The organism is Micromonospora kangleipakensis, assembly GCF_004217615.1.
Lineage (GTDB): Bacteria > Actinomycetota > Actinomycetes > Mycobacteriales > Micromonosporaceae > Micromonospora > Micromonospora kangleipakensis.
This window is the reverse complement of the sequence record NZ_SHLD01000001.1, coordinates 2,922,090-2,946,268: the sequence shown is the minus strand read 5'-3', so window position 1 is coordinate 2,946,268 and position 24,179 is coordinate 2,922,090. Positions and strand designations below refer to the sequence as shown.

The window sequence follows — 24,179 nt, the reverse complement described above, 5'->3', positions numbered from 1 at the left end:
AGGTTGGTTGACCTTTGCCTCGTCGGACGATCAGCTCCGGCTCAGGTCGAGGGCGATGTCCAGGATCATGTCTTCCTGCCCGCCGACGAGTTTGCGCCGGCCGACTTCGAGCAGGATGTCCCGGGCATCGAGACCGTAGTGTCGCGCGGCGGTCTCGGCGTGGCGCAGGAAGCTGGAGTAGACGCCGGCGTAGCCGAGGGTGAGGGTTTCCCGGTCGACGCGGACGGGCCGGTCCTGCAGCGGCCGGACGAGGTCGTCGGCGGCGTCCTGGAGGGCGAACAGGTCACAGCCGTGCTGCCAGCCTTGCACGGTGGCCACGGCGATGAACGGTTCGATCGGACAGTTGCCGGCGCCGGCGCCGTGGCCGGCGAGTGACGCGTCGACGCGGGTGGTGCCCTCCTCCACGGCGACGACGCTGTTGGCCACGGAGAGGGACAGGTTCTCGTGGGCGTGAATGCCGATCTCCGTGCCCGGGTCGAGGACGTCCCGGTAGGCCCGCACCCGGTCGCGGACGCCGTCCATGGTGAGCCGCCCGCCGGAGTCGGTGACGTAGACGCAGTAGGCGCCATAGGACTCCATGAGCTTGGCCTGAGCGGCGAGCTCCTTGGGCTCGGCGAGGTGGCTCATCATGAGGAATCCCGACACGTCCATGCCCAGCTCGCGGGCCGTGGCGATGTGCTGCGCGGCGATGTCCGCCTCGGTGCAGTGGGTGGCGACGCGGACCGACCGTACGCCGAGGGCGTGGGCCTGTTTGAGGTCGTGGATGGTGCCGATGCCGGGCAGGAGCAGGGTGGTGACGCGGGCGCGGGTGGCGGCGGCCGCGGCGGCTTCGATCCACTGCCGATCGGTGTGGCTGCCGGGGCCGTAGGTGAGGCTGCCGCCGGCGAGCCCGTCACCGTGGGCGACCTCGATGCCGTCGACGCCGGCGGCGTCGAGGGCGGTGACGATCCGGGTGACGTCGGCCGGGGTGATCCGGTGCCGGGTGGCGTGCATGCCGTCGCGCAGGGTGACGTCCTGGATGAACAGGCGGCGGGCGGGTGCGGTAGCGGTCATCGGATGGCTCCCTGGGCTGCGGTGAGGCGTTCGGCGACCCGGAGTGCCGCGGAGGTCATGATGTCGAGGTTGCCGGCGTAGGCCGGGAGGTAGTGGGCGGCGCCTTCGACCTCCAGCAGGACACTCACCTTGGTGGTGACCGCTGTCGTGTCGTCGGGCAGCAGGGTGTGGACCGGTTCGTCCGGGGCCAGGGGGGTGAACTGCACGGGCTGCTTGAGCCGGTAGCCGGGGACGTACGCGGCGACGTCCGTGATCATCTGCTCGATGCTGGCGCGGACGGCGTCGTGGTCGGCGGGGCCGATGAGGCACTGCACGGTGTCCCGCATGATCATCGGCGGCTCGGCGGGGTTGAGGATGATGATGGCCTTGCCGCGCCGGGCGCCGCCGACCTGTTCGATGGCGGCGGCCGTGGTCTCGGTGAATTCGTCGATGTTGGCGCGGGTGCCGGGGCCGGCGGACCGGGAGGCGATGGAGGCGACGATCTCGGCGTACGGCACGGGCGTCACTCGGGACACGGCCGCGACGACGGGAATGGTGGCCTGCCCCCCGCAAGTGACCATGTTGACGTTGCCGGCGTCGAGGTGCGCGTCGAGGTTCACCGCCGGTACGACGTACGGGCCGATCGCGGCCGGGGTGAGGTCGACGAGCCGCTTGCCGTACGGGGCGAGGGCGGCGGCGTTGGCCCGATGCGCCCCGGCCGAGGTGGCGTCGAAGACCACGGCGATGTCGGCGAAGTCCGGCATCGCGATGAGGCCGGCGACGCCCTCGGCGATGGTGGGCACGCCGAGGCGACGGGCCCGGGCGAGGCCGTCAGAGGCGGGGTCGATGCCGACCATCGCGGCCATCTCGAGGTTCTGCGACAGGCGCAAGACTTTGATCATCAGGTCCGTGCCGATGTTGCCGGATCCGATGACGGCGACCTTCGTACGCGACATCAACTGACGCCTTTCGTCACGGCACCACGGGTGGCGAAGGTGGCCCCGACGCTGCCGAGGCCGCTGAGGTGTGCGCGGACCTGCATGCCGGGGGTGACCGGAACCATCGGCCCGAGTGCGCCGGAGAGCACGACGTCACGGGCGCGGAGCGGGTCGCCGTGGGCCAGGGTGGTCCGCGCCAGCCAGGCGAGGGCCTCCAGCGGGTCGCCGAGGCACGCCGCGCCCGAGCCGGTCGAGGCGGGCACACCGTCCACATACATCGTCATCCGCACCGCCGCCGGTTCGACGGCGTCGAGGGGGACCTGGTCGGCGCCGAGGACGAACAGCCCGCTGGAGCCGTTGTCGGCGACGGTGTCGGCGAAGCTGATGTCCCAGCCGGCGATGCGGCTGTCCACGATCTCCAGCGCGGCCACCGCGTAGGCGACCCGCTGGCCCACGGTGACGGCGGTGACGCCCGGGTCGGTGACGTCGTCGGCGAGGACGAAGGCGATCTCGGCCTCGACGCGGGGTTGCAGCAGCCGGTCGAGGCTGATCACCGCGGACTCCGCGCAGGCCATGTCGGCGAAGAGCATGCCGAAGTCGGGCCGGTCGACGCCGAGCTGACGTTGCACCGCCGGGGAGGTGAGCCCGACCTTGCGCCCGACCGGCCGCCTGCCGTCCCGGACGCCGGCCTCGGTCAACCGACGCTGAACAGCGTAGGCGAGGGTCTCGTCGTCGGGGCCGATGAGGTCGCGGACCGGCGGACACGGCGTGCGGGTCTCCGCGGCGGTGCGCAACCGACGGAAGGCCGCGGCAACGGGATCGGTGGTGCCGGTGGTCATGGGGTCTCCGTGGCGGGACTGCCGCCGGTCAGGCGGGTGAGGCTGTCGTACAGGGTGCGGCCGAGCAGTTCGAACAGCCGCAGGAGGTCGACGCTGTCGCCGCCGATCTCCTTGGCGATGAACAGCCCGTCGGTGGCGGCGATGGCGTACGTGGTGATCGTTTCGATCGTGTCCCGGTCGGCGTCCGGGGCGACCCTGGCGAGCACGGCGGCGAGCCGCGCGCGGGCGGTTTCCCGGACCTGCAGGAACACGCGCCGGGCGCTGGGCTCCTCCGGGCGGCGCTCGAGGGTGAGCATGAGCCCGAGGCGAAGGAAGTCGGGCGAGTCCAGCAGGGTCTTGGCGACCTTCACCGCCATCGCCGCGAGGCGTTCCGGCATCGGCTCGCTGTCGTCGCCGGGGAGGGCGAGCACGTCGACCCAGATGTCGAAGCTGCGCTCGATGACGGCGGCGAGGAGGTCGTCCTTGTTCTTGAAGTGCCAGTAGATCGAGCTGGCGGGCAGGCCGCACTTCTCGCTGACCAGCGCGATGCTGGTGCCCTCGTAGCCGCGCTCGCCGGCGATCTCGGCGGCGGCATCGAGGATCCGCCGTCGGGACTCCTCGCCGTTGGCCCGGCGCTTGCGTTCACCGCGAGATTCCGTCATCGCACCCTTCCCGTGTTTCCGGCCGATGTCTTGACGATGTCAGCAGTGAAGCTTACCGTAGCGGCCACTACAACTGTAACGGTCATTACATTAACAGCGCGGGGTTGCGGGAGGTCAAGTGAGCGTCGAGGAAGTCACCGCGGATCAGCGGGTGGTGCGAGTCGGTGCGCGGGACATCGCCGTCACCGAGCGGGGCGCCGGTGAGGCGGTGGTGCTGCTGCACGGCGGCGGGCCGGGGGCCTCCGGGATGTCGAACTACGCCCGCAACGTCGACGCCCTCGCACAGCGGTTCCGGGTGATCGTGCCGGATCTGCCTGGCTACGGCCGGTCCAGCAAGCACATCGACCAGTCCGACCCGTTCGGTGACCTCGCCGGCGCCGTTCGTGGGCTGCTCGACGCGCTCGGCATCGACCGGGCCCACCTGGTCGGCAACTCCTACGGTGGCGCCGCCGCGCTGCGGCTCACGCTGGACCGGCCCGACCGGGTCGGACGCCTGGTCCTCATGGGCCCGGGCGGGATCGGCACGACCCGACGTCCGCCGACTCCCGGCTTGAAGCGGCTGCTCGCCTACTACGGCGGCGAAGGCCCGACCCGGGCCAAGCTCGAACGGTTCATCCGCGCCGACCTGGTCTACGACGGCACGGCCGTCCCCGCCGAGATGATCGAGGAGCGGTACCAGGCGAGCATCGACCCGGAGGTGGTCGCCAACCCGCCGCTGCGGCGCCCCGCCGGGCTGCGCACCCTGCTGCGGATGGATCTGCTGCGGGACAAGCGGCTGTCCGGGGCCGCCACGCCCACGCTCGTGCTGTGGGGCGCCGACGACAAGGTCAACCGGCCGTCCGGCGGGCTGCTCCTCGCCGAGCGGATGCCCCGCTGCGACCAGTACCTGGTCGCCAGGACCGGCCACTGGGTGCAGTGGGAACGCCCTGACCTGTTCAACTCCCTCACCGCTGCCTTCCTCTCCGAGGAGTCCACGTGAACGTCTTCGGCAAGGTGCACCTGGGCTACCTGTGCATCGAGACCACCCGGTTCGGTGACTGGCGCCGCTTCGGCGCCGACGGCGTCGGCCTGCACGTCGACGAACTAGACCGCGACCGGATGCGCTTCCGGCTGGACGACCACGAGTGCCGCCTGCTGCTGCAGCGGGGCCCCGCCGAGGACGTGACCACAGTCGGCTGGCACGTCGACGACCACGAGGCGTTCGACGACATCGTCGGCCGCATCACCGCCCGCGGCGTCACCGTCGAGCAGGGCCACGACGAGGAGGCGGCGCTGCGCGGCGTGCGTCGGCTGGTGCGCTTCCCCGGGCCGAAGGGCCTGGTCCAGGAGCTGTACACCACTCCGGTCACCACCACCGCCCCGCTGCACATGCAGGCCAGCGGTTTCGTCACCGGCGACGCCGGCATGGGTCACATCGCCATCAGCTCACGGCAGCCGGACGCCATCCACCGTTACTACGACAACCTGCTCGACGCCCGGCTCAGCGACTTCATCGTCGAGACGATCAGCAGGGTGCGCTTCCGGATCCGGTTCCTGCGGGTCAACGGCCGCCACCACTCGGTCGCCGTGGCCAACACCGAGGGCCTGCGCATCGATCCGATCCGCACCGCTATCCAGCACCTCAACACCCAGGTCGCCACGTTGGACGACATGACCATCTCCTACCAGCGCCTCAAGCAACTCGGCTTCACCATGGCCCTGGGCATCGGGCAGCACACCAACGACAAGGAGCTCTCCTACTACGTCCGGACGCCGTCCGGCTTCGAGTGGGAGGTCGGCTGGAATCCGATCGTCGTGGACGAGGGCACCTGGGAACCCACCACCCACCAAGGGATCAGCATTTGGGGGCACACCCCCGAGGGCCAGAGCGTCATCGACAAGCTCAACCAGTTCCGCCGCGGCGCGGCCTCGCTGCGCCGTGCGGAGATCACCGTCCCGGCACTGAGCGGAGCCACCGCATGAACACCGAACTGCCCGAATACGACGTGATCATCGTCGGATACGGCCCGGTCGGCGTCACCACCGCGAATCTGCTCGGCGGCATGGGCGTACGCGTCGCCGTGGTCGAGCGCGACGCCTCGATCTATCCCCGCGCGCGGGCGATCTCCACCGACGAGGAGACGATCCGGATCTGGCAGGCGATCGGCCTCGCGGAGCGGCTGAAGGAGGACATGCTCGCCGGCCGGCCGATCGACTTTGTCGACGCGCGCGGCCGGTCGTTCCTGAGCCTCGCGCCGGCTCCTCGGGGCAACGGGCACCCGCCGCAGCTGTTCATCTACCAGCCGGCCATGGAGGAGGTCCTCCGCGACGGCGTGAGCCGCTACCCGAACGTCGAGGTCCTCCTCGGCCACGACTGTGAGCTCGTCGAGCAGGACAGCGACAGTGTCACCGTCACCGCGCGGGACCTGACCGACGATAGGCTACGTACCCTGCGCGGGGCCTACCTCATCGCCGCCGACGGCGGCTCCAGCCCGATCCGGACCGGGCTGGGCGTCGGCTTCGACGGCCGCACCTACCACGACCGGTGGGTCGTCATCGACACCAAGGTCAAGCGGGGCTGGGACACCGTCGACCGCCTGCGCTTCCACTGCGACCCCGCCCGGCCCGCCGTGGACTGCCCGACCCCGCTGGGCCACCACCGCTGGGAGTTCCCCGTCCTGCCCGACGAGGACGAACAGGATCTGGTCAGCCACGACTACATCTGGCGGCTGCTGCGCCGCTACGGCCGGACGCCCGACGAGGTGGAGATCCTCCGCGCGGTCATCTACAGCCACCACGTCCGCTTCGCCGCCCGGTGGCGCGTCGGCCGGATCTTCCTCGCCGGCGACGCGGCACACGCGATGCCGCCGTGGATCGGCGAGGGCATGTCCTCCGGCGTACGCGACGCGGGCAACCTGTGCTGGAAGCTGGCCGGGGTGCTGCGGGGTGAGCTGCCCGATGACGTTCTGGACAGCTACGAGGTCGAGCGCAAACCACACGTGCGGGAGATGACCGCACAGGCGGTCCGCTTCGGACGCATCATCACCGAGCGACGTCCCGGGCTGACGGCCCTGCGCAACATCGCGTTCCGGCTCGTCATGCGGGTCCCGGCCATCCGCGCCTACATGCAGGAGGCCAGGTGGTTCCCGGACAACAGCTACCGGAAGGGCCTGCTGGACCACACCGGTGGCAATCGGGCGGTCGGCAAGCAGCTCCCACAGCCCTGGGTCCAGACGGACGGCGGCGACCGGGCCCGTCTCGACGACGTGCTCGCCGGTCGGTGGACGCTGTTGCACACCGGCCAGGCGCGACCCTGGCCGGCCTGGGCGGCCGGCGGCATCAGCTGCCTGCAGGTCACGCCGGCGGGCTCGGCCCCCGCGCCCGGCACGATCGTGGACGACGAGGACGTGCTCATCCCCTGGATGCGCCAGCACCACGCCACCGTGCTCGCACTGCGCCCCGACGTCGTCGTCTACGCCGCCGCCACCGGTGACGCCGACCTGCCCCGCCCACCGTTCGTCCACCCGCCACAGAGCCCCGTCGCCGAACAGACGCCCCCGCCCGCCGCGACAACGGCGCCCTGACCTGACCCGACCCCATTGCATCGACGCCCACCACCACGTCGCCCACGCCATCAAGGAGAGCTGCCATGCTCAACCTCGCGCTCATGCTCGAAGGCAGCGCCGAACGGCTGCCGAGCAGGTCGGCGGTCGTCCTCGGTAGCACTCGCTTGTCGTACGCCGAACTCAACGGCGCGGCGAACCAGGTCGCGAACCTTCTCGTCGAAAGCGGCATCCGCCCCGGCGACCGCGTCGCGCTGTCGTGCCCGAACCTGCCGTACTTCCCGATCGTCTACTACGGCATTCTCAAGGCGGGCGCCGTCGTCGTGCCGCTGAACGTGCTCCTCAAGGCCGGCGAGATCGCCTACCACCTGCAGGACTCGGGTGCCAAGGCGTACCTCTGCTTCGAGGGCACCCAAGAGCTGCCCATGGGGACCGAGGGCTGGCAGGGCTTCGGCGGGGCCGTCGGGTGCGACCACTATTTCCTCATCACCGCAGACCCCCAGGCGCCGACCCCGATCGAGGGCGCCACCACGCTGGGGTCCGCACTCGCCGGCAAGGCCCCACGCTTCGCGACGGTGGCCACGGCGGCCACGGACACCGCGGTGATCCTCTACACCAGCGGGACGACGGGACAGCCCAAGGGCGCCGAACTGACCCACGCCAACATGGTCATGAACGCCCTCACGTGCTGGCGCCTCTTCGGCTCCGTCGATCATGACGTCCATCTGGTGACGCTGCCGCTCTTCCACTCGTTCGGACAGACAGTGCAGATGAACGCGGGCCTCGGCGGTGGCGCCACGTTGGTGGTCCTGCCCCGGTTCGACGCCGGCACGGCACTGGCGCTGATGGCGCGAGAGCGGGTCACCTTCTTCGCCGGAGTGCCGACGATGTACTGGGGCCTGCTCTCCGTCGGCCGGGAGAACGGCAACGCTCCGGCGATCGCGGCCAACCTGCGCATGGCGATCTCCGGCGGTGCCGCTCTTCCGGTGGAGATCCTCGAGCAGGTGGAGAAGGTCTACGGCGTCCGGATCCGGGAGGGCTACGGCCTCTCCGAGACCAGCCCCGTCGCATCGTTCAACCACCCCGGCCGGGAGGCCAAGCCCGGTTCGATCGGGCAGCCGATCTGGGGCGTGCAGATGACGCTCGTCGACGCCGACTGGAACGAGGTCCCGGAGGGCGAGTCGGGCGAGATCGCGATCCGGGGGCACAACGTCATGAAGGGCTACCACGGCCGCCCCGACGCCACCGCGGAGGTGATCCGGGACGGGTGGTTCCGCACGGGTGACGTCGCCCGCCGCGACGAGGACGGTTACTACTTCATCGTCGACCGGGCCAAGGACATGATCGTCCGCGGTGGCTTCAACGTGTACCCCCGGGAGATCGAGGAGACCATCATGACGCACCCCGACGTGAGCCTGGTGGCCGTGGTCGGCGTGCCGCACGAGTCGCACGGCGAGGAGGTGAAAGCCTTCGTGATCCGTAACCCGGGATCCCAGCTGACCGAGGACGAACTGGTGGACTGGTGCAGGGAGCGAATGGCTAGCTACAAGTACCCCCGCCTCGTCGAGTTCCGAGACGAACTGCCCATGACCTCCACCGGCAAGATCTTGAAGCGCAAGCTTCGCGACGAGGCGTGAACTGAACCCACGGATGTCGAGGGCTGGGTCCAGCGGGACGCGGGTCTGCACGCACCGTGGGCCCAGCCCCGAGGGTTCGAGCAAGCTCAGGTGCGTGCGGTGCTGGCGAGTTCGTCGGCGTAGGCGCGGGCGTCGATGGCGTCCAGCACGGCCAGTTGAGCGTTGTAGGCCGTCCACTCGGCGAAGTCGAGGGCGTCGGCCGCGCCGCTTTCGGCCCAGTCCGCGTCGCTGGCGGCGGCCTTCGCGTCCAACTGCCGAGTCCGCCTGTCGATCTTGGCCTTGATGTCCTCCGTTTTTGCGGAGGCGTCGGCCTTCATCTGCGCCCACTCGCTCCGCCTCTCGGTGGCGGCCTTCTTCGCACCCTGCTGTGCCCCAGCGGCGGACCGGTTGAGCTCGCTCTGGGTTTGATCGATTCGCTGCCGGAGCTGCTCACGAGACTCGGCGGCGGCTGCCTGCACCTCGGCCTTGGCCGCCGCGGCACGCTGTTGCAGTGCGTCGAGTCGGTCGGAGAAGTCCATGGTTCCTCCTGGATCCCGTCATTGCCGGTCACAACTGCCTCTCTCCAGCCGACCTTCACAAGCGCCGAGGTGAGCTGGCATCACCCGTGCCGGATGATGTGACGCCCGGTTCCGCCGCCGCATCGACCGTCCGTGTCGCCGCGCACCATTGCGGCTGGCTCCGGCTGACCGCGCCTCTGGGGAGGGCCGACTGGCCGGAGCTGGCCAGTAGGGCTGCCCGCACAGAGAGCGAAGTCCAGAGACCGGATATCCGGTCCTACGTTTCGTGATTGAGTGTCAGCACCGACGGGTGTGTCTTTGAGCCTGCCCGACATGCCAAGCGGACTGCGGCTCGACCTCCTCGACATCGAAGCCTCGTGCCCAATTTGGGTCGGAGCACTGGACGGTGGTGACGTGCGGATCGCGGTGGCACTCGGCGCAGGCGGGGCGCGCGGCTATGCGCACATCGGGGCGATCCAGGTCCTTGAGGAGCGTGGGTTCGACATTGTTGCGATCGCTGGTTCTTCCATGGGCGCCCTCGTCGGGGGGCTGTACGCAGCGGGCAAGCTCGACGCCTACGCCGACTGGGTGCGCACCATCGGCCAACGCGACGTGCTGCGCCTGCTGGATCCGAGGGCGGGTGCGCCCGGCGCGATCCGGGCCGAGAAGCTCATGGCTCGGGTCAGGGAACTGTTCGACGGCGTACGCATCGAACAGTTGTCCGTGCCCTTCACGGCGGTGGCGACCGACCTGTTGGCCCGCCGAGCTGTGTGGTTCCAGCGCGGCCCGGTGGACGTCGCGGTGCGGGCCTCCATCGCTTTGCCACCCGCGATCAGTCCGGTCATGATCAACGGCCGGCTCCTCGCCGATGGCGGCCTGATGGAGCCGCTGCCGATGGCGCCGACCATCATCATGCCGGCCGACGCGGTCGTCGCTGTATCCCTCAAGGCTGCCGGCACCGACTCCCACCCCGCGGCAGCTGTCCGGGAATCGGCCGACCCGCGGCCGGGACGAGGGGGGCGAGACCACCCGCGGGGCCCCGCCGGGTTCGTCGACCGGGTGATCTCCGGCGGCGGCGTATCCGGTGACGGCAGTCCGGCGGCGGACGCCGCCGCGGAAACCATCACCACCGACGATGGCGGACTCGGCCAACTCCCCGCCGACCTGCGCGTACCCGACGTCATGAGCCTGTCATTGGAGGCCGTACGGGATCTTCTCACCCGCTACCAGTTGGCCAGCTACCCGCCGGACCTGCTGATCGAGATACCGACGGAAGCCGTCCGGACGTACGAGTTCCACCGCGCGACCGAGATGATCGAAGTCGGCCGGCGGGCAGCGCTCGATGCCCTCGCGTCGAGCCCGTTCGCCTGACGGCGCCCCCAGAGATCGAGACTACTCCGCTGGGTTTCTCTTTTTTCGCAGCGGGTAGCCGCGCCCGGTGAGCGACGCCGACGATCGGTCCACGGCCCGCCGGGCGCTGATCGTCATCGGTCTGGTCCTCGCCACCCTGGCCGGGCTGGCGTTGGTGTGGGAGACCCGGCGGGTGCTGATCTGGGTGGTGGTCGCCGCGTTCTTCGCGGTGGCCCTGAATCCGCTGGTGGACCGGGTGCAGCAACGGTTCGCCCGGCGGCGGGCGCCGGCCACGCTGGTCGTGTTCCTGGCCAGCTTCGTGGCTCTCGCCGCGCTCGGCGTGCTCATCGTGGTGCCCCTGCTGGACGAGCTGGCCCGCTTCGCCGACCGGGCGCCGGACCTGGTGCGCGAGACCCGGGCCGGGCGCGGGCCGATCGGCGAACTGCTGGAGCGGTTCCACCTGCGGCGCTACGCCGAGGCCCACGTCGACCAGTTCCAGCGCTTCGGCGGCCAGCTCGGCCGGTCGACGGTCGGGCTGGTCCGCGGGACGGTCCAGGGCGTCGCCGGAGTGCTGACGGTGGTGGTGCTGGCGTACCTGATGGTGGTGCAGGCCCCACGGATCACCGCCGGGACGCTGGCCCTGGCCGGCGGCGCCCGGGCGGAGCGGCTGCGCCGCATCGGCCGGGAGTCGGCGCGCACCATCACCGGCTACCTGAGCGGCAACCTCCTGATCAGCCTGATCTGTGGTCTGGCGACCTTCGTGGTGCTCGCGCTCACCGGCGTGCCGTTCGCCGCCGTGATCGCGCTGTTGGTCGCCATCGCCGACCTGATCCCGCTGGTGGGGGCGACCCTCGGCGCCATCGTCGCGGGCGGCGCGGGCTTCCTGCACTCGCCCACCGCCGGAGTGGTCGTGCTGGTCTTCTTCGTGGTCTACCAGCAGGTCGAGAACCACCTGCTGCAACCGGTCATCATGTCCCACGCGGTCCGACTGAACCCACTGACCGTGCTGGTCAGCGTGCTGCTCGCCGCCGAGCTGGGTGGCCTCCTGGGAGCCCTGCTGGCCATCCCCGCCGCCGGCATCGCGCGAGTTCTGTTTCGTGAGTTCGTCCCCGCCAACCGGCAAGCCGGCTCCGTGCCGGCAGAGGCCGGCCCCGGAGACCGCACGGGGGGACCTGCACCGTCTGAGCGGCCTCGGTCCGGGCGGCCCGGACCAGCCGGCGGGCGACGACCCGGGAGACCACGGGACGGCCGGCAGCCGGCACCCGGTGACCAGGACCGGCCACCGGGCGGCGATTGACCGGGGTGGCCGGCGGCGTGCCGCCACCTCAAGCGCGCGCCCGGTCCGGGTGGAGGGCCCCGCTGGACGTCTGACCCGGACCGAGCGGGGCGCCGGTCTGGTGGCCTCCGGTATGCAACGGGGCGGCGCCAAGGCGGCTGGCCATCCGGGAGCGCCGGAGGCCGGATCCGGGTCTAGGGCTGGACGCGCCGGAGGCACCGCCCTTGCCGGGTCGGCTCGGTACCTGCTCCGCGACCGGCTGCTGTAGCGGCCGCGTCCCGCCGGCTGGGTGGGCAGGGAGGGCCGCCGCGCGCAGTGGTTGTTGTGCGCGACGTCTATGTCGGCAACGTTCGAGGCCCAAACCGCTTGGTATGACTACGGTTAAGACGGGCAGAGACGGCAAAAGGGGCGACAGATGACGACGGGTAGGTTAGGGGTACTGCTGCGGAGACCCGACCAGGCGCGGCCGGCATTCCTCGAACTGTTCTTCGACCTGGTGTTCGTCCTCGCGTTCTTCCGGCTCTCCGAGGAGCTGCTGGAGCATCTGAGCTGGACTGGCGCGTTCCAGACACTGGTGTTGCTGCTCCCTGTGTTCGCGGTCTGGGTCTCTACGGCGAGGTTTCTGGACGCGTTCGACCCGCAGCATCCGCTGGTACAGCTGTTCACCATGCCCATCATGTTCGGCACCCTCGTGATGGCGGCTGCGACGCCTGAGGCGTTCGACCGCAAGGGCCTGGTATTCGCAGGTGCGTACCTCACCGTCCGCGTTGGTGGCCTCGCTGTCGCCATCTTCTTTTTGCGTGGCCACGAGGCACAGCCCAGCGCGGTGCGGCTACTGTTCTGGCTCGGCATGGCTACGGTGCCATGGATCGCCGGTGCGCTCCTAACCGGTTGGGTACGTGGAGCGCTGTGGCTGACGGCGGCGGGCGTGGAGTACGCGGGGATCGCACTCGGCTTCCCCACGCCGAGGCTGGGCCGCAGCGGCGAGCGCCGACTCGAGGTCGTGGTCTCCGAAGAACACGCGGCCGAGCGGTACCAGCAGTTCTTCATCGTCGCGCTCGGCGAGCCGATCCTGGTGACCGGACTGACATTCGCAAACGGCGCGTTCGGGGCGGACCGCAGCGCCGCGACCCTACTGGCGTTCACCACCACGGCACTGCTGTGGCGCATCTACATCCACCGGGCCGGAGCATTGCTGGCCGACGCCATCGCAGCGGCCAACAACCCACGCCGCGTTGCTATCCTGACGATCTACTCCCACCTGGTCATGGTCGCCGGGATCGTCACCATCGCCGTCGGCGACGAACTCCTCATCACCCACCCGCTCGGACACCCGGACCCGGCCTGGACCGCCGTCATCCTCGCCGGACCCGCCCTGTTCCTCGCCGGACGAGCCACCTTCGAGTACGCGGTGTTCGGCCGCGTGTCCCCAACCCGCGTGATCGGCGCACTCGCCCTGGTCGCCCTCACCCCAGCAATGCGGCCGGTGCCGCTGCTGGCGGTAGCCACCACCGCCGCCCTCATCCTGGGCGGCGTCGCCGTAGCTGACGCGGCCCGTACCCGAAGACTCCCATCCGAGCAGCCGTCACCACCCCGTTAGACGAATCGGAACCCGCACTGTCAGACCCGAAAATCCAATAGTTGAGTAGGCAGGCGGCAGCACGCGGCGGAGCGTAGCGGAGCCGGGTTTGTGAGCGGATGGGTCAGGCGGCTTCGGGTTTGGCGATGACAGCTTTGCCGTCGCGGATGGTGATCTTTTGACCGGTGACGGCCTGGAGTTGGGTGGCGAGGTTTCGGCCCTGCGCTGTTTGTCGATACGCGTGTCGAAATAGTCGGCGCCGAGGTCACGGAACCAGACGGCAGGGTCTGACAACAGGTGGTAGACGATGACGCAACCGAATCGCCTCGACAGGGAGAACGGGTCGTAGGTTTGTGAGAGCCGGGCGGGGTAACCCCCGCCATGGCCGCTGACCGGAGCCTCCTGCCCCGCCCTGAGGAGGTGGTCGAGCAGGCCAGAGACCTGGTGGCGCAGGCTGCACGCCGTGGTGGTAAGGCCGGCCGACTGCGGCTGCGTCAGGTTGAGGTCGTCCTGGTCATCGCGGCCCAGTGCGGGCTCGCCGCCACCCTGGCCTGGGGGCTCGCGCACGAGGTGGCGGGGCGTCCCGCGCCGGTCTTCGCGCCCAGCGCGGCCGTCGGCACGATCGTCGCCGCACTCGGACAGCGCGCCCGACGTACCGCCGAACTGATGCTCGGCGTCGGGCTGGGCCTGCTCATCAGCGACCTTTTACTGCGTTACCTCGGGTTCGGGGCCTGGCAGATCGGCGTGGTGGTGGCGCTGGCCATCGCCGTCGCCCTGCTGATGACCGGGCACAGCGGCGCGCTGGTCGCCCAGGCCGGCAGCACCGCCGTGCTGCTCTCCACGCTGTCACCGGTCCAGCACAATCTCGAATGGGAGCGGCTCATCGAAGCCGGGTCGGGCGCTGTCGTCGGGCTGGTGGTGGTCGCGTTACTGGTGCCGATCGACCCGATGCGCACTCTCCAGCGCGCGGCCGCACCGCTGACCGAGACTCTCGCATCTCAGCTTCGGGAGGTCGCACAGGCGCTGAGACAGCGGGACCCGGACCGCGCTGTGCGGGCACTCGACCAGCTTCGCGGTATGGACGGCGACCTCAACCGGCTGCACGAGGCGCTGGGTGGCGCCGAGGAGGTGACGATGATCTCGCCGGTCCGGTGGCGGCGGCGCCGCGATGTCGAACGCTACCGGCGCGGGATCCAGTACATGGATCGAGTGGCGCTCGCGTGCCGGTCTATGTCCCGCTGGGCGGCGACCTCGCTGCAGTACGACGAGCCGGTGCCGGAGGAACTCATTGCCGCCGTGGAGAGGCTCGCCGAGACGGTCCGAGTGCTGCAGCGGGAGGCACGACAGGCTGGGCCGTTCGAGCAGACCCGCGAGGCGGTACTGGACGTAGCTCGGCTGGTCGGCAAGGCGTGCCGAAAAGGCCTGAGAGCGTACGGAAGTGCCATGGTGATCCAGCTCCGCACGGCGTCGAGTGACCTACTCCGGGCGACCGGGTACGAGACGGACACGGCCAACCGTATGGTACGGGAGGCGGTCAACGCCTAGGTCGGTCGAAGGCCCTCCTGGCTGGGTGGACGTCGGTCACGACCATCGAGGGCGGGCAGTGGCCGCTGGCATTAAGACGGGCAGAAAGGCAGAAACGGGCGGCCGATGACGACGGGCAGGGCGAGCAAGCTGCTGCGAAGGCCCGGGCAGGGGCGGGCGGGATTCCTGGAACTGTTCTTGGACCTGGTGTTCGTCCTGGCGTTCTTCCGGCTCTCGCAGGAGCTGCTGAAGCATCCGAGCTGGACTGGCGCGTTCCAGACACTGGTGTTGCTGTTCGCCGTGTTGTTTGTCTGGATCGCTGCGACGAGGTTTACGGACACGTTCGACCCGCAACATCCGCTGATCCAGCTGGTGGTCATGTGGATCATGTTCGGCACGCTCGTGCTGGCGGCTGCGACGCCCGAGGCGTTCGGCCGGCGGGGCCTGGTCTTCGCAGGTGTGTACGTCGTCGTCCGGCTTGGTATCTTCGCTGTCGCGATCCTTCTGTTGCGGGGCCACGAGGGGCAGCGCAACGCGGTGCGGCTACTGTTCTGGGTCGGCATGAGCGCGGTGCTCTGGATCGCGGGGGCTTTCCTGCCCGGCTGGGTGCGGGGAGCGCTGTGGATGACGGCGGCGGCCGTGGAGTTCGTGGGGATCGCACTCGGCTTCCCCACGCCGCGGCTGGGCCGTAGCGGCGAGCGCCGATTCGAGGTCGTGGTCTCCAAGAACACGTGGCCGAGCGGTTCCGGCAGTTCTTCATCATCGCCCTCGGCGAGCCGATCCTGGTGACCGGACTGGCATTCGCAAACGGCGCGTTCGGCGCTGCCCGCAGCGCCGCGACCCTCCTCGCGTTCGCCACCACGGCATTGCTGTGGCGCATCTACATCCACCGCGCCGGAGCACTGATAGCCGGCGCCATCACAGCGGCCCCCAACCGACTCCGCGTTGGTGTCCTGACGGTCTACGCCCACGTGATCATGATCGCCGGCATCGTCACCATCGCCGTCGGCGACGAACTCGTCATCACCCACCCGCTCGGACACCCGGACCCGGCCTGGACCGCCGTCATCCTCGGCGGACCCGCCCTGTTCCTCGCCGGACGAGCCATCTTCGAGTACGCGGTGTCCGGCCGCGTTTCCCGCCCCCGCGTGATCGGCGCACTCGCCCTGGTCGCCCTCACCCCAGCAATGCGGCCGGTGCCGCTGCTGGCGGTAGCCACCACCGCCGCCCTCATCCTGGCCGGCGTCGCCGTAGCCGACGCGGTCCGTACCCGAAGATTCCCATCCGAGCAGCCGTCCCCGCCCGGTTGAACGATCGCCAGCGGGCAGACGATCCGGCGGTCAGGTGTCCTGCTGCCGCAACGGCTCGCGGCCGGCATCGTGGGTGGTCTGAGCGGGGTCGCACCGCCCATAAGCTGCGCGGCTTCGCCGAGCGGGTAGCCATGGGAGCGGGGGCAACCGAATCGCCTCGACAGGAAGCTCGACAGGGAGGAGAACGGATCGCCGGGTTTGTAAGGGCCGGGCGGGGTAACCCCCGCCATGGCTGCGGACCGGGGAGACGTCGCTGCCGAGCATGCCAAGGACGTGACGGCGAAGGCCCGGCGTCGCGGTGGTGAGGCAGGCCGGCTGAGGCTGCGCCTGTTCCCGATCATCCTGTTCGTCGCAGCTCAATGTGGGCTTGCCGCGACGTTGTCCTGGGGGCTGGCGCACGACATCCTGGGTCGCCCCGCACCGATCTTCGCGCCCAGCGCGGCCGTCGGCACGATCATCGGCGCCCTCGGGCAGCGCGCCTTACGTACCGCCGAGCTGATGCTCGGCGTCGGGCTGGGCCTGCTCGTCAGTGATCTTCTCATCCAATTCCTCGGGTTCGGGCCCTGGCAGATCGGCCTGGTGGTGATGCTGGCCATCGCCGTCGCCCTGTTGATGACCGGGCGCAGCGGTGCGCTGGTCGCTCAGGTCGGCAGTACCGCTGTGCTGATCGCCACGTTCTCCCATGTGCAGCAGGGCCTCGAATGGGCGCGGCTCGTCGACGCGGGAGTGGGCGGCGTCATCGGGCTGGCGGTAGTGGCGTTGCTGCTACCGATCAACCCGATGCGCATTCTCGACCGCGCCACCGCACCGGTCGCCTCGACCCTCCACACGCAGCTTCGAGAGGTTGCACAAGCACTCGCCCGGCATGACCCGGACCGCGCGATGCGGGCGCTGGACCAGCTGAGCGGAATGGAACCCGACCTCGCCCGGATGCACGAGGCCCTGGATGGCGCCGAGGAGGTAACGACCATTGCGCCGGCGCGCTGGCGACGTCGAATCGATGTCGAGCACTACCGGCGCGGCATCCAGCATATCGATCGGGTGAGTGTCCACTGCCGGGCGCTTGCTCGCTGGGCCGCCACCACACTGCAGCACGACGAGCCGGTGCCGGAGGAACTCCCCGGCGCCGTGGACAGGTTCGCCGAGGCGATCCATTTGCTGAGGCAGGAGGGGCGGGCGGGCGGGCCGTTCGACCAGACCCGCAACGCGGTGATGGACGCGGCGCGCCTGGCCGGCCAAGCGGCCCACAAGGGCACCAAACCCTTCTCGGATGCCATCGTGATCCAGCTGCGCACCATGGCGAGTGACCTGCTCCGCGCGACCGGGTACGAGCCGGAGACGGCCAACCGGATGGTGCGCGAGGCGGTCACTGCCTAGGATCGGCCGGCGGCCCGCTCGGGCGGATGGACATCGGTCTACGGGCGAAGGCCGTCGAGGTCGGGCAGCGGGCGTTGGCAGATCTCGTGGGCCTCGTCGGGCGGTAGACCGAGCGTGCGCAGCAGGTCCTCGGTGACCCGGTCGGTGGCTGCGGCGTCGTCGCGCTCGGGGTGGTCGTGCAGCAGTTGCCCGAGAACCAGCGCGGCGCCGGCAACAATCACCATCGCCAACTCGGGGTCGCGTACGCCGAACCGCCCGGCACGGACGCCGTCTTCGATGTCGCGCCGGGCTCGCGGCGCGAGCCCCTTGTCGGAACCAGCCAGGGCCAGGCCGTTGCTGAGCAGCACCTTGCTCAGCTCGGGACTCCGGCGGTGGAGGCGTCCGGTCAGCCGGAAGCTCTGCGCGAAGACGTGGGCCGGGTCGTCCAGGCCCACGGTCAGCTCGTCGAGCAGGGTGCCGTAACGCTCAAGGGCGTCCTCCACCGCGGCCTGGTAGAGCTGCTCTCTGCTGTCGAAGTGGTTGTAGAACGACCCCATCCCCACGTCCGCGGCCTGGGTGAGCTCGAGGATCGGGACGTTCTGCTTGCCAGCCGCGATGAAGGTCTGGGCCGCGCGAACGAGCGCCGATCGGGTGTGCGCCTTCCGCCGTTCCAGGCGGTTCGGGGCGTGCCTGGCCTGTTGCGCCATGCCTACTTGTTCACCTCTCCCAGGTCGGTCTGCGCCCACTTTAACCCTGACGGGCTTCAGAGATGACGGAATCGTCAGCCGGTCTTGACTGACGCTACTCTCGTAAGTGACGATTTCGTCATCACCTGGAAAGGAGCGTGACATGATCGACCGGCACGACCCACACACCGGCCTGCACAGCGAGCAGGGTGCGTTGCCGGGCGAGCACCCCGGGCGCGCGCGCAATCCGATCGTCAAGGTGCACGACCTGGCCTGGCTGGAGTTCCAGAAGCCCGATCTGGAGGGGGCCGAGGTCTTCGCCCGGGCCTTCGGGTTCACGACGTCGCTGCGTACGCAGGACGAGCTGCACCTGCGGGGCACCGACCCCGGTACCCCCTGCGTGCTCATCCGCCGGGGCCCCCGGTCCCGGTTCGTCGGCCCCGCGTTCAGGGCGGCCGAGCCGAACGACGTGCTGCGGCTGGCGGATGCGACCGGGCGGACCATGGCCAGCCTGCCGGAGAGCCTGGGCGGGGTGACGATGGACCTGGTCGACCCCAGCGGGGTGCGGGTCCGCGTGGTCGCGGACACGCACGAACTCCCCGCGCTGCCCACGCAGGCGCCACTGACCTTCAACGTCGGGCCCGACGTGGCGCGGGTGAACGCCACCCAGCGGCCGCCGCGGGAGCCGGCCAAGGTGCAGCGCCTCGGTCACGTCGTGCTGCAGACGACCCGATACCTGGAAACGCTCAACTGGTATCTCGAGCACCTGGGCCTGATCGTCAGCGACTTCCTTTACCACCAGGGACAGCGCGAGCGCGGCCCGACCATGAGCTTCATCCGCTGCGACCGTGGCAGCACGCCCAGCGACCATCACACGCTCGCGATGACGCTCGGCCCGGCCAACCGGTACGTGCACTCGGCGTACCAGGTCCCCGACCTCGACTCGCTGGCCGCCGGCGGGGAGTACCTGCTCGGGCAGGGCTACCAGCGGTCCTGGGGGATCGGCCGGCACATCCAGGGCAGCCAGATCTTCGACTACTGGCGCGACCCGGACGACTTCCTGGTCGAGCACTTCACCGATGGCGACCTGTTCGACTGCACGCTCGAGCCGGGCTGGGCACCGATGAGCGCCTCCGGGCTCGCCCAGTGGGGTCCGCCCGCCACCAAGGATTTTCTCGGCATGAGACCCGGCCGGGAATCGCTTCGCGAGCTGCGCGCAGTCATCGGCGCGCTGCGCGAGGACAACGAATTCGACCTCCACCGCCTCCGCGGCCTGATGAAAGCGTTCACCTCATGAGCACCTCCGTCCTGCGCACCGCCGACGCCTGGTGGGTGCTCACCCCCACCGGTGCCGCCAAGGTGCACACCAGCGCCACCACCACCAGCGAGCTGCTGGCCGACCGGCCGGCGATCCTCGCGGCCGCGACGAGCAGCGACACCGTTCCGGTGGACGACCTTGCGCTGGTCTCCCCGGTGACGGCGCCCTGCCGCGTCGTCGCCCAGATGACGAACTTCGCCTCGCACGTCAAGGACAGCGGCGGAGATCCCGCTACCGTCCCCTTGACCTTCTTCCGCAAGACCTCGGGCTCGATCAGTGGGCCGTTCGCCGACGTGGTCCGCCCCGCCCACGTGCGTCTGCTCGACTACGAGGTGGAGATCGGCCTGGTCTTCGGCCGCGAGATGCCGGTCGGCACGACCGTCACCGACGACAACCTCGCCGACTACGTCGCGGGCCTGGTGGTCACCAACGACATCTCGGCACGCGACGTGCAGCTGCCCAAGACCCAGTTCTACGAGGGCAAGTCCTACCCGACCTTCACCCCGGTCGGCCCCGCGCTGGTGCTGCTCGACGCCGAAGAACTCAAGCGGTTCATCGACCTCCGGCTGAAGCTGTGGGTCAACGGCGAGCTCCGGCAGGACATGACCGTCGCCGACATGATCTACCGCCCGGCCCAGGCGCTGCAGGCGCTGACCCGCTTCCAGCGGGTCGACCCCGGCGACCTGCTGCTGACGGGCACGCCCGTCGGGACGGCCCTGAGCGCACCGCCGAAGGCGGTCATGTTCCTCGTCTCGCTGCTGCCGCCCGCGGTGAAGTGGAAGATGTTCTTCAAGGGCCAGGTTCAGAACCCCAAGTACCTGAAGGACGGCGACGTCGTCGAGGCCACCGTCGCCACCGACGACGGCGCGATCGACCTGGGCCGGCAGCGCACGGTCGTGAGGTACGCCCAATGACCGGACCCCTGCTGTGGCCGGACTACGCCAGGCCCGCCGACCTCGCCGCGATCGAGGCCGTGCCGCTCGCGGCTCGTGGCCTGCCCGAATCGACGTACGCGCTGCTGTCGCGGGCGGCGACGCGCTGGCCGGACCGCACGGCGCTCACCGTCCTGCCGGACGCCGCCCGCTGGCGGGAGCCGCTGGGCCGCACCTTCGCCGAACTCCTGGCCGACGTCCACCGGTACGCGAACCTGTTCCACGACCTCGGGGTGCGGCGGGGTGACGCGGTCGCCCTGATGTCGCCCAACTGCGCTGAGCTGATCACCGCGACGCTGGCCGCACAGCTCGCCGGGATCGCGGCGCCCCTGGGCGGCGGACTGTCGCGGCAGCACCTCGCCGAACTCCTCCGGCGCTCCGGTGCCCGCGTGCTGGTCACGGCCGGACCCGAGCTCGCGCCGGACACGTGGGACACCGCGCAGGCGCTCGCCCGCGGCGGCCTGCTCGACGCGATCCTCGTGCTCCGGCCCACCGGGGCGGCGGACGCGCCCCAGCAGCTGCCGGCCATCGACGGCGTACGCGTCGGCTACCTCGGCGAGCTCGCGGCGCCCATGAATCCGGCCACCTTCGACGGTGCCCTGCCCCGGCCCTCCGACCTGGCCGCGATGTTCCACACCGGCGGCACGACCGGCGCGCCGAAGCTGGCCGCGCATACGCACGCCAACGAGGTTGCCGACGCGTGGATGCTGGCCTCCCTGTTCGATGAGGAGACCGTGGTCTTTGCGGGCCTCCCGCTGTTCCACGTCAACGCACTCGTGGTCACCCTGCTCGCGCCGCTGTTCAAGGGGCAGGCTGTGGTGTGGGCCGGTCCGCTCGGCTACCGCGACCCCGCGCTCTTCGGCGCGTTCTGGAAGATCGTCGAGCACTACCGGATCGCCGCCATGAGCGCGGTGCCCACCGTGTACGCCGTACTGGCGCAGGTCCCGATCGACGCCGACATCAGCAGCCTGCGGTTTCCGATGGTGGGGGCCTCGCCGCTGCCCGCCGCGGTCCGGGACAACTTCCAGGCCCACACCGGGATAACCCTGGTCGAGGGCTACGGGCTGACCGAGGCGACCTGTGCGAGCGCGCGCAGCTTCCCCGACGCGTCGCGGCCGGGCTCGGTCGGGCAGCGCCTGCCCTACCAGCAGGTGCGGGTCGTCGCCGCGGACGGCACGTGGGAAGACCGACCCGTCGGCGAGACGGGCGTGCTGGCCATCAGCGGCCCGACGGTCTTCCCCGGCTACGTCATCGACCGGGACGAGAACGGCCACGTCCTGGACGGCCTTGGCAAGGTGGTCGACGGCTGGCTGGACACCGGCGACCTCGCGCGCCTCGACGAGGACGGCTTCGTCTACCTCGCCGGCCGGGCCAAGGACCTCATCATCCGCGGCGGGCACAACATCGACCCCGCGATCATCGAGGACACGCTGCTGTCCCACCCGCAGGTCACCGCGGCCAGCGCGGTCGGGCGCCCCGACGTCCACGCCGGCGAGGTACCCGTCGCCTACGTCACCCTCGCGCCCGGCGCCATCGTGACGGAGGACGACCTGCGCGACTGGGCGAGCGACCGGGTGCCCGACCGCACCGCCGCGCCCAAGACCGTGACGATCCTCGACGAACTGCCCGTCACCGCCGTGGGCAAGCTCTACAAGCTCGCCCTGCGGACGGACGCCGCCCGCGAGGAACTCCGTGCCGCGCTCGACCAGACCGCCGGGGTACTGGACGTCGCGGTTGCGATCGAGGGCAGCTCCATCGTGGCCACTGTGAAAATTCATCCCTCTGCCCAGGAGGAGGCCGTCAAGGCGATCCTGGGCCGGTATGCCATCGAATGGCGATTGGTGGTTATGTCATGACGCTCGCTGCGGCCATCCTCGCGGTGCTGCTCGCGCTGGTCTTCCTCGCCCTGGGCACCGCCAAGATCCTGGCCTTGCAACCGATGCGGGAGCTGGCCGCGGAGGCTGGTTTCTCCGTCGCCGCCTATCGCCGCATCGGCCTGCTCGAGGTCGCCGGAGCGATTGGACTGCTCGTCGGCCTGTTCCAGCCGCTGATCGGCGTCCTCGCCGCGGCCGGGCTGCTGCTCCTGCTCGGCGGAGCCGTCGTCGTACACCTGCGCAAGGGAGACGGCCCGCGCAAGTACGCCCCGGCGCTCGTCTGCGGGCTCCTGGTCGCCACCTACCTCGTTCTTCAGCTGGCGGCATGATGACAGTGGTTCCGGTCGTGATCGTCGGCGCGGGCCCCACCGGGCTCACCGCCGCGACGCTGCTCGCCCAGTACGGCGTCGAGTGCCTGATCCTCGAGCAGTGGGGGTCGGTCTATCCCCAGCCCCGGGCCGTCGCCCTCGACGACGAGGTCCACCGCATCCTGGCGCGCCTCGGGCTGCGGGACGAGTTCGCCGCCATCTCCAGGCCCCACCGGGGTCTGCGTCTCCTCGACCGAAACATGCGGGTGCTCGCCGAGTTCCAACGCGACACGGCGGAGGGCCGGCACGGCTACCCCCAGGGGAGCATGTTCGACCAGCCGGAACTGGAGGCGATCCTCCGCCAGAATCTCAAGCAGTACGACACCGTCACCCTTCGCGGCAACACCGAGGTCACCGCGCTGACCCAGGACGCCGGCGGCGTACGGATCGACGTTACCGACACGGCCACGGGCGAGCACGATGTCGTCCGTGCGGCGTACGTCCTCGGTTGCGACGGCGCCAACAGCCTGACCAGGGCCTCGATCGGCGCCACCATGCACGACCTCGGGTTCACGCAACGCTGGCTCGTCATCGATGTGGTCACCGAGGCCGACCTCGGCCAGTGGGAAGGGGTGCACCAGCTCTCCGACCCGGCCCGCGCCGGCACGTACATGCGGATCGGGAAGACCCGCTACCGGTGGGAGTTCCAGCTGACGCCGGGTGAAACCGCGGACGACTTCCGCGACATGGCCCAGCTGCATCCGTTGATCGCGCGGTGGACCGGGAACATCCCCGTCGGGGAGCTGGAGATCATCCGTGCGGCGGAGTACACCTTCCGCGCGCAGGTCGCCGACCGCTGGCGCGACCGCCGGTTGTTCCTGCTCGGCGACGCCGCCCACCTCACCCCACCGTTCATCGGTCAGGGCATGTGTGCCGGGCTGCGCGACGGGATGAACCTCGCCTGGAAACTCGCCGGCGTGCTCGACGGGACCCTGCCCGAGACCGTGCTCGACACCTACGAGATCGAACGCAGGCACCACGCCCGCGCCATGATCAAGCTGGCGAAGTTCATCGGCACCGCGATGACGGCCGGCGGCGAGGTGGGCAACCTCATCCGCCGGGCGGTGGCGCCGCGGCTGCACCTCGTGCCCGGCCTCACGGACCTGGCCACCGACAGCCAGACACCCCCGCTGCACCGGTCCGACCTGGTGAAACGGCCACGCCTGCGCCGCACCCTCGCGGGCCGACTGTGCCCGAACGCCACCGTCGACGGCGATCGCCGATTCGACGACGTGGCCGCCGGCCGATTCGCGATCGTCACATCTCACGAGCCGTCCCCCACCCAACGAGCCGACATCGAACGGCGTGGAGCAGTTCTCATCACTGCGGAACCCGGCAGCGAGCTACACCAATGGCTGAGGACAGGTGGGGCCCGGGTGGCGATCGTCCGTCCCGACGGCACCGTCCTCAGCGCCGGCCGGCAGCTGCCCGCCTGTCACTGACTCACACCGCCGTATCCGCCGCTCGCATTCCTCACCAG

Annotated in this window: 22 protein-coding genes; 16 read left to right on the top strand and 6 right to left on the bottom strand. The window is 70.3% G+C overall.

Translation table 11 applies throughout. From position 1 onward, the window contains the following. Positions 1 to 30 precede the first annotated feature (30 nt). Genes dmpG through EV384_RS14135 form a run of 4 tightly spaced genes read right to left on the bottom strand, consistent with a single transcriptional unit; the run spans position 31 to position 3,450 of the window. The gene (gene dmpG / locus EV384_RS14150; protein ID WP_130333651.1) at positions 31 to 1,053 is read right to left on the bottom strand and encodes a 4-hydroxy-2-oxovalerate aldolase; all 1,023 of its coding nucleotides are present in this window, start codon (positions 1,051 to 1,053) and stop codon (positions 31 to 33) included. Beyond that, entirely contained in the window at positions 1,050 to 1,988 is a 939-nt protein-coding gene (locus EV384_RS14145; protein WP_130333649.1) for an acetaldehyde dehydrogenase (acetylating), read from the bottom strand. The genes dmpG and EV384_RS14145 overlap by 4 nt, the downstream gene beginning before the upstream one ends. Next, positions 1,988 to 2,809 (bottom strand): 2-keto-4-pentenoate hydratase, encoded by an 822-nt coding sequence (locus EV384_RS14140; RefSeq protein WP_130333647.1) that lies wholly within the window; start codon positions 2,807 to 2,809, stop codon positions 1,988 to 1,990. Before EV384_RS14140 ends, EV384_RS14145 begins: the two co-directional genes overlap by 1 nt. Beyond that, positions 2,806 to 3,450 carry a TetR/AcrR family transcriptional regulator gene (locus tag EV384_RS14135; protein ID WP_130333645.1) on the bottom strand — a complete coding sequence of 215 codons (645 nt, stop codon included), beginning with the start codon at positions 3,448 to 3,450 and terminating at the stop codon, positions 2,806 to 2,808. Before EV384_RS14135 ends, EV384_RS14140 begins: the two co-directional genes overlap by 4 nt. 118 nt (positions 3,451 to 3,568) lie before the next feature. Between EV384_RS14135 and EV384_RS14130 the strand changes: the two genes are divergently transcribed. From EV384_RS14130 to EV384_RS14115, 4 genes are all read left to right on the top strand, one after another. Further along, positions 3,569 to 4,429: an alpha/beta fold hydrolase gene (locus EV384_RS14130; protein ID WP_130333643.1), complete on the top strand. Its 861-nt coding sequence runs from the start codon at positions 3,569 to 3,571 to the stop codon at positions 4,427 to 4,429. After that, a complete protein-coding gene (locus tag EV384_RS14125) occupies positions 4,426 to 5,412 on the top strand; it encodes a VOC family protein (protein ID WP_130333641.1) in 987 nt (328 codons plus the stop codon). Before EV384_RS14130 ends, EV384_RS14125 begins: the two co-directional genes overlap by 4 nt. After that, complete coding sequence (gene mhpA / locus EV384_RS14120; protein ID WP_130333639.1) at positions 5,409 to 7,013, top strand: bifunctional 3-(3-hydroxy-phenyl)propionate/3-hydroxycinnamic acid hydroxylase MhpA; 1,605 nt, start codon at positions 5,409 to 5,411, stop codon at positions 7,011 to 7,013. Before EV384_RS14125 ends, mhpA (EV384_RS14120) begins: the two co-directional genes overlap by 4 nt. Before the next feature lie 65 nt (positions 7,014 to 7,078). After that, positions 7,079 to 8,629 carry a long-chain-fatty-acid--CoA ligase gene (locus tag EV384_RS14115; protein WP_130333637.1) on the top strand — a complete coding sequence of 517 codons (1,551 nt, stop codon included), beginning with the start codon at positions 7,079 to 7,081 and terminating at the stop codon, positions 8,627 to 8,629. An 86-nt stretch (positions 8,630 to 8,715) separates the two neighbouring features. Here the strand turns inward: EV384_RS14115 and EV384_RS14110 are convergent, their stop codons facing one another. Beyond that, entirely contained in the window at positions 8,716 to 9,147 is a 432-nt protein-coding gene (locus tag EV384_RS14110) for a hypothetical protein (protein ID WP_130333635.1), read from the bottom strand. A gap of 297 nt (positions 9,148 to 9,444) precedes the next feature. Here EV384_RS14110 and EV384_RS14105 point away from each other — a divergent pair, with 297 nt between their 5' ends. The 7 genes from EV384_RS14105 (at position 9,445) to EV384_RS14080 (ending at position 17,542) form a co-directional block, all read left to right on the top strand. Beyond that, positions 9,445 to 10,497: a patatin-like phospholipase family protein gene (locus EV384_RS14105; protein WP_207232323.1), complete on the top strand. Its 1,053-nt coding sequence runs from the start codon at positions 9,445 to 9,447 to the stop codon at positions 10,495 to 10,497. 67 nt (positions 10,498 to 10,564) lie between these two features. After that, the gene (locus EV384_RS14100; RefSeq protein WP_130333633.1) at positions 10,565 to 11,773 is read left to right on the top strand and encodes an AI-2E family transporter; all 1,209 of its coding nucleotides are present in this window, start codon (positions 10,565 to 10,567) and stop codon (positions 11,771 to 11,773) included. 394 nt (positions 11,774 to 12,167) lie between these two features. Then, entirely contained in the window at positions 12,168 to 13,352 is a 1,185-nt protein-coding gene (locus tag EV384_RS14095; protein WP_130333631.1) for a low temperature requirement protein A, read from the top strand. Between the two features lie 360 nt (positions 13,353 to 13,712). Beyond that, positions 13,713 to 14,876, top strand: a complete 1,164-nt coding sequence (locus EV384_RS14090; RefSeq protein WP_130333629.1) for an FUSC family protein — start codon at positions 13,713 to 13,715, stop codon at positions 14,874 to 14,876. Positions 14,877 to 14,981: 105 nt separating this feature from the next. Continuing rightward, complete coding sequence (locus EV384_RS36715) at positions 14,982 to 15,644, top strand: low temperature requirement protein A (protein WP_278045598.1); 663 nt, start codon at positions 14,982 to 14,984, stop codon at positions 15,642 to 15,644. After that, entirely contained in the window at positions 15,587 to 16,165 is a 579-nt protein-coding gene (locus tag EV384_RS36710) for a low temperature requirement protein A (protein WP_278045597.1), read from the top strand. Before EV384_RS36715 ends, EV384_RS36710 begins: the two co-directional genes overlap by 58 nt. Before the next feature lie 228 nt (positions 16,166 to 16,393). Further along, on the top strand, positions 16,394 to 17,542 hold the full coding sequence (locus tag EV384_RS14080) for an FUSC family protein (RefSeq protein ID WP_130333627.1): 1,149 nt from the start codon (positions 16,394 to 16,396) through the stop codon (positions 17,540 to 17,542). Between the two features lie 38 nt (positions 17,543 to 17,580). On the opposite strand, the gene EV384_RS14075 is transcribed toward EV384_RS14080, so the two are convergent. Continuing rightward, positions 17,581 to 18,228: a TetR/AcrR family transcriptional regulator gene (locus tag EV384_RS14075; RefSeq protein ID WP_130333625.1), complete on the bottom strand. Its 648-nt coding sequence runs from the start codon at positions 18,226 to 18,228 to the stop codon at positions 17,581 to 17,583. 142 nt (positions 18,229 to 18,370) lie between these two features. Between EV384_RS14075 and EV384_RS14070 the strand changes: the two genes are divergently transcribed. From EV384_RS14070 to mhpA (EV384_RS14050), 5 genes are read left to right on the top strand one after another with little or no spacing between them, the layout of a single operon-like run. Further along, positions 18,371 to 19,504: a VOC family protein gene (locus tag EV384_RS14070; protein ID WP_130333623.1), complete on the top strand. Its 1,134-nt coding sequence runs from the start codon at positions 18,371 to 18,373 to the stop codon at positions 19,502 to 19,504. Then, positions 19,501 to 20,439: a fumarylacetoacetate hydrolase family protein gene (locus EV384_RS14065; RefSeq protein WP_130333621.1), complete on the top strand. Its 939-nt coding sequence runs from the start codon at positions 19,501 to 19,503 to the stop codon at positions 20,437 to 20,439. Before EV384_RS14070 ends, EV384_RS14065 begins: the two co-directional genes overlap by 4 nt. After that, on the top strand, positions 20,436 to 22,313 hold the full coding sequence (locus EV384_RS14060; RefSeq protein WP_130333619.1) for an acyl-CoA synthetase: 1,878 nt from the start codon (positions 20,436 to 20,438) through the stop codon (positions 22,311 to 22,313). Before EV384_RS14065 ends, EV384_RS14060 begins: the two co-directional genes overlap by 4 nt. Then, positions 22,310 to 22,660 (top strand): DoxX family protein, encoded by a 351-nt coding sequence (locus EV384_RS14055; RefSeq protein ID WP_130333617.1) that lies wholly within the window; start codon positions 22,310 to 22,312, stop codon positions 22,658 to 22,660. The genes EV384_RS14060 and EV384_RS14055 overlap by 4 nt, the downstream gene beginning before the upstream one ends. Beyond that, complete coding sequence (mhpA, locus tag EV384_RS14050; protein WP_207232322.1) at positions 22,657 to 24,141, top strand: bifunctional 3-(3-hydroxy-phenyl)propionate/3-hydroxycinnamic acid hydroxylase MhpA; 1,485 nt, start codon at positions 22,657 to 22,659, stop codon at positions 24,139 to 24,141. Before EV384_RS14055 ends, mhpA (EV384_RS14050) begins: the two co-directional genes overlap by 4 nt. The last annotated feature ends 38 nt before the right edge of the window (positions 24,142 to 24,179 follow it).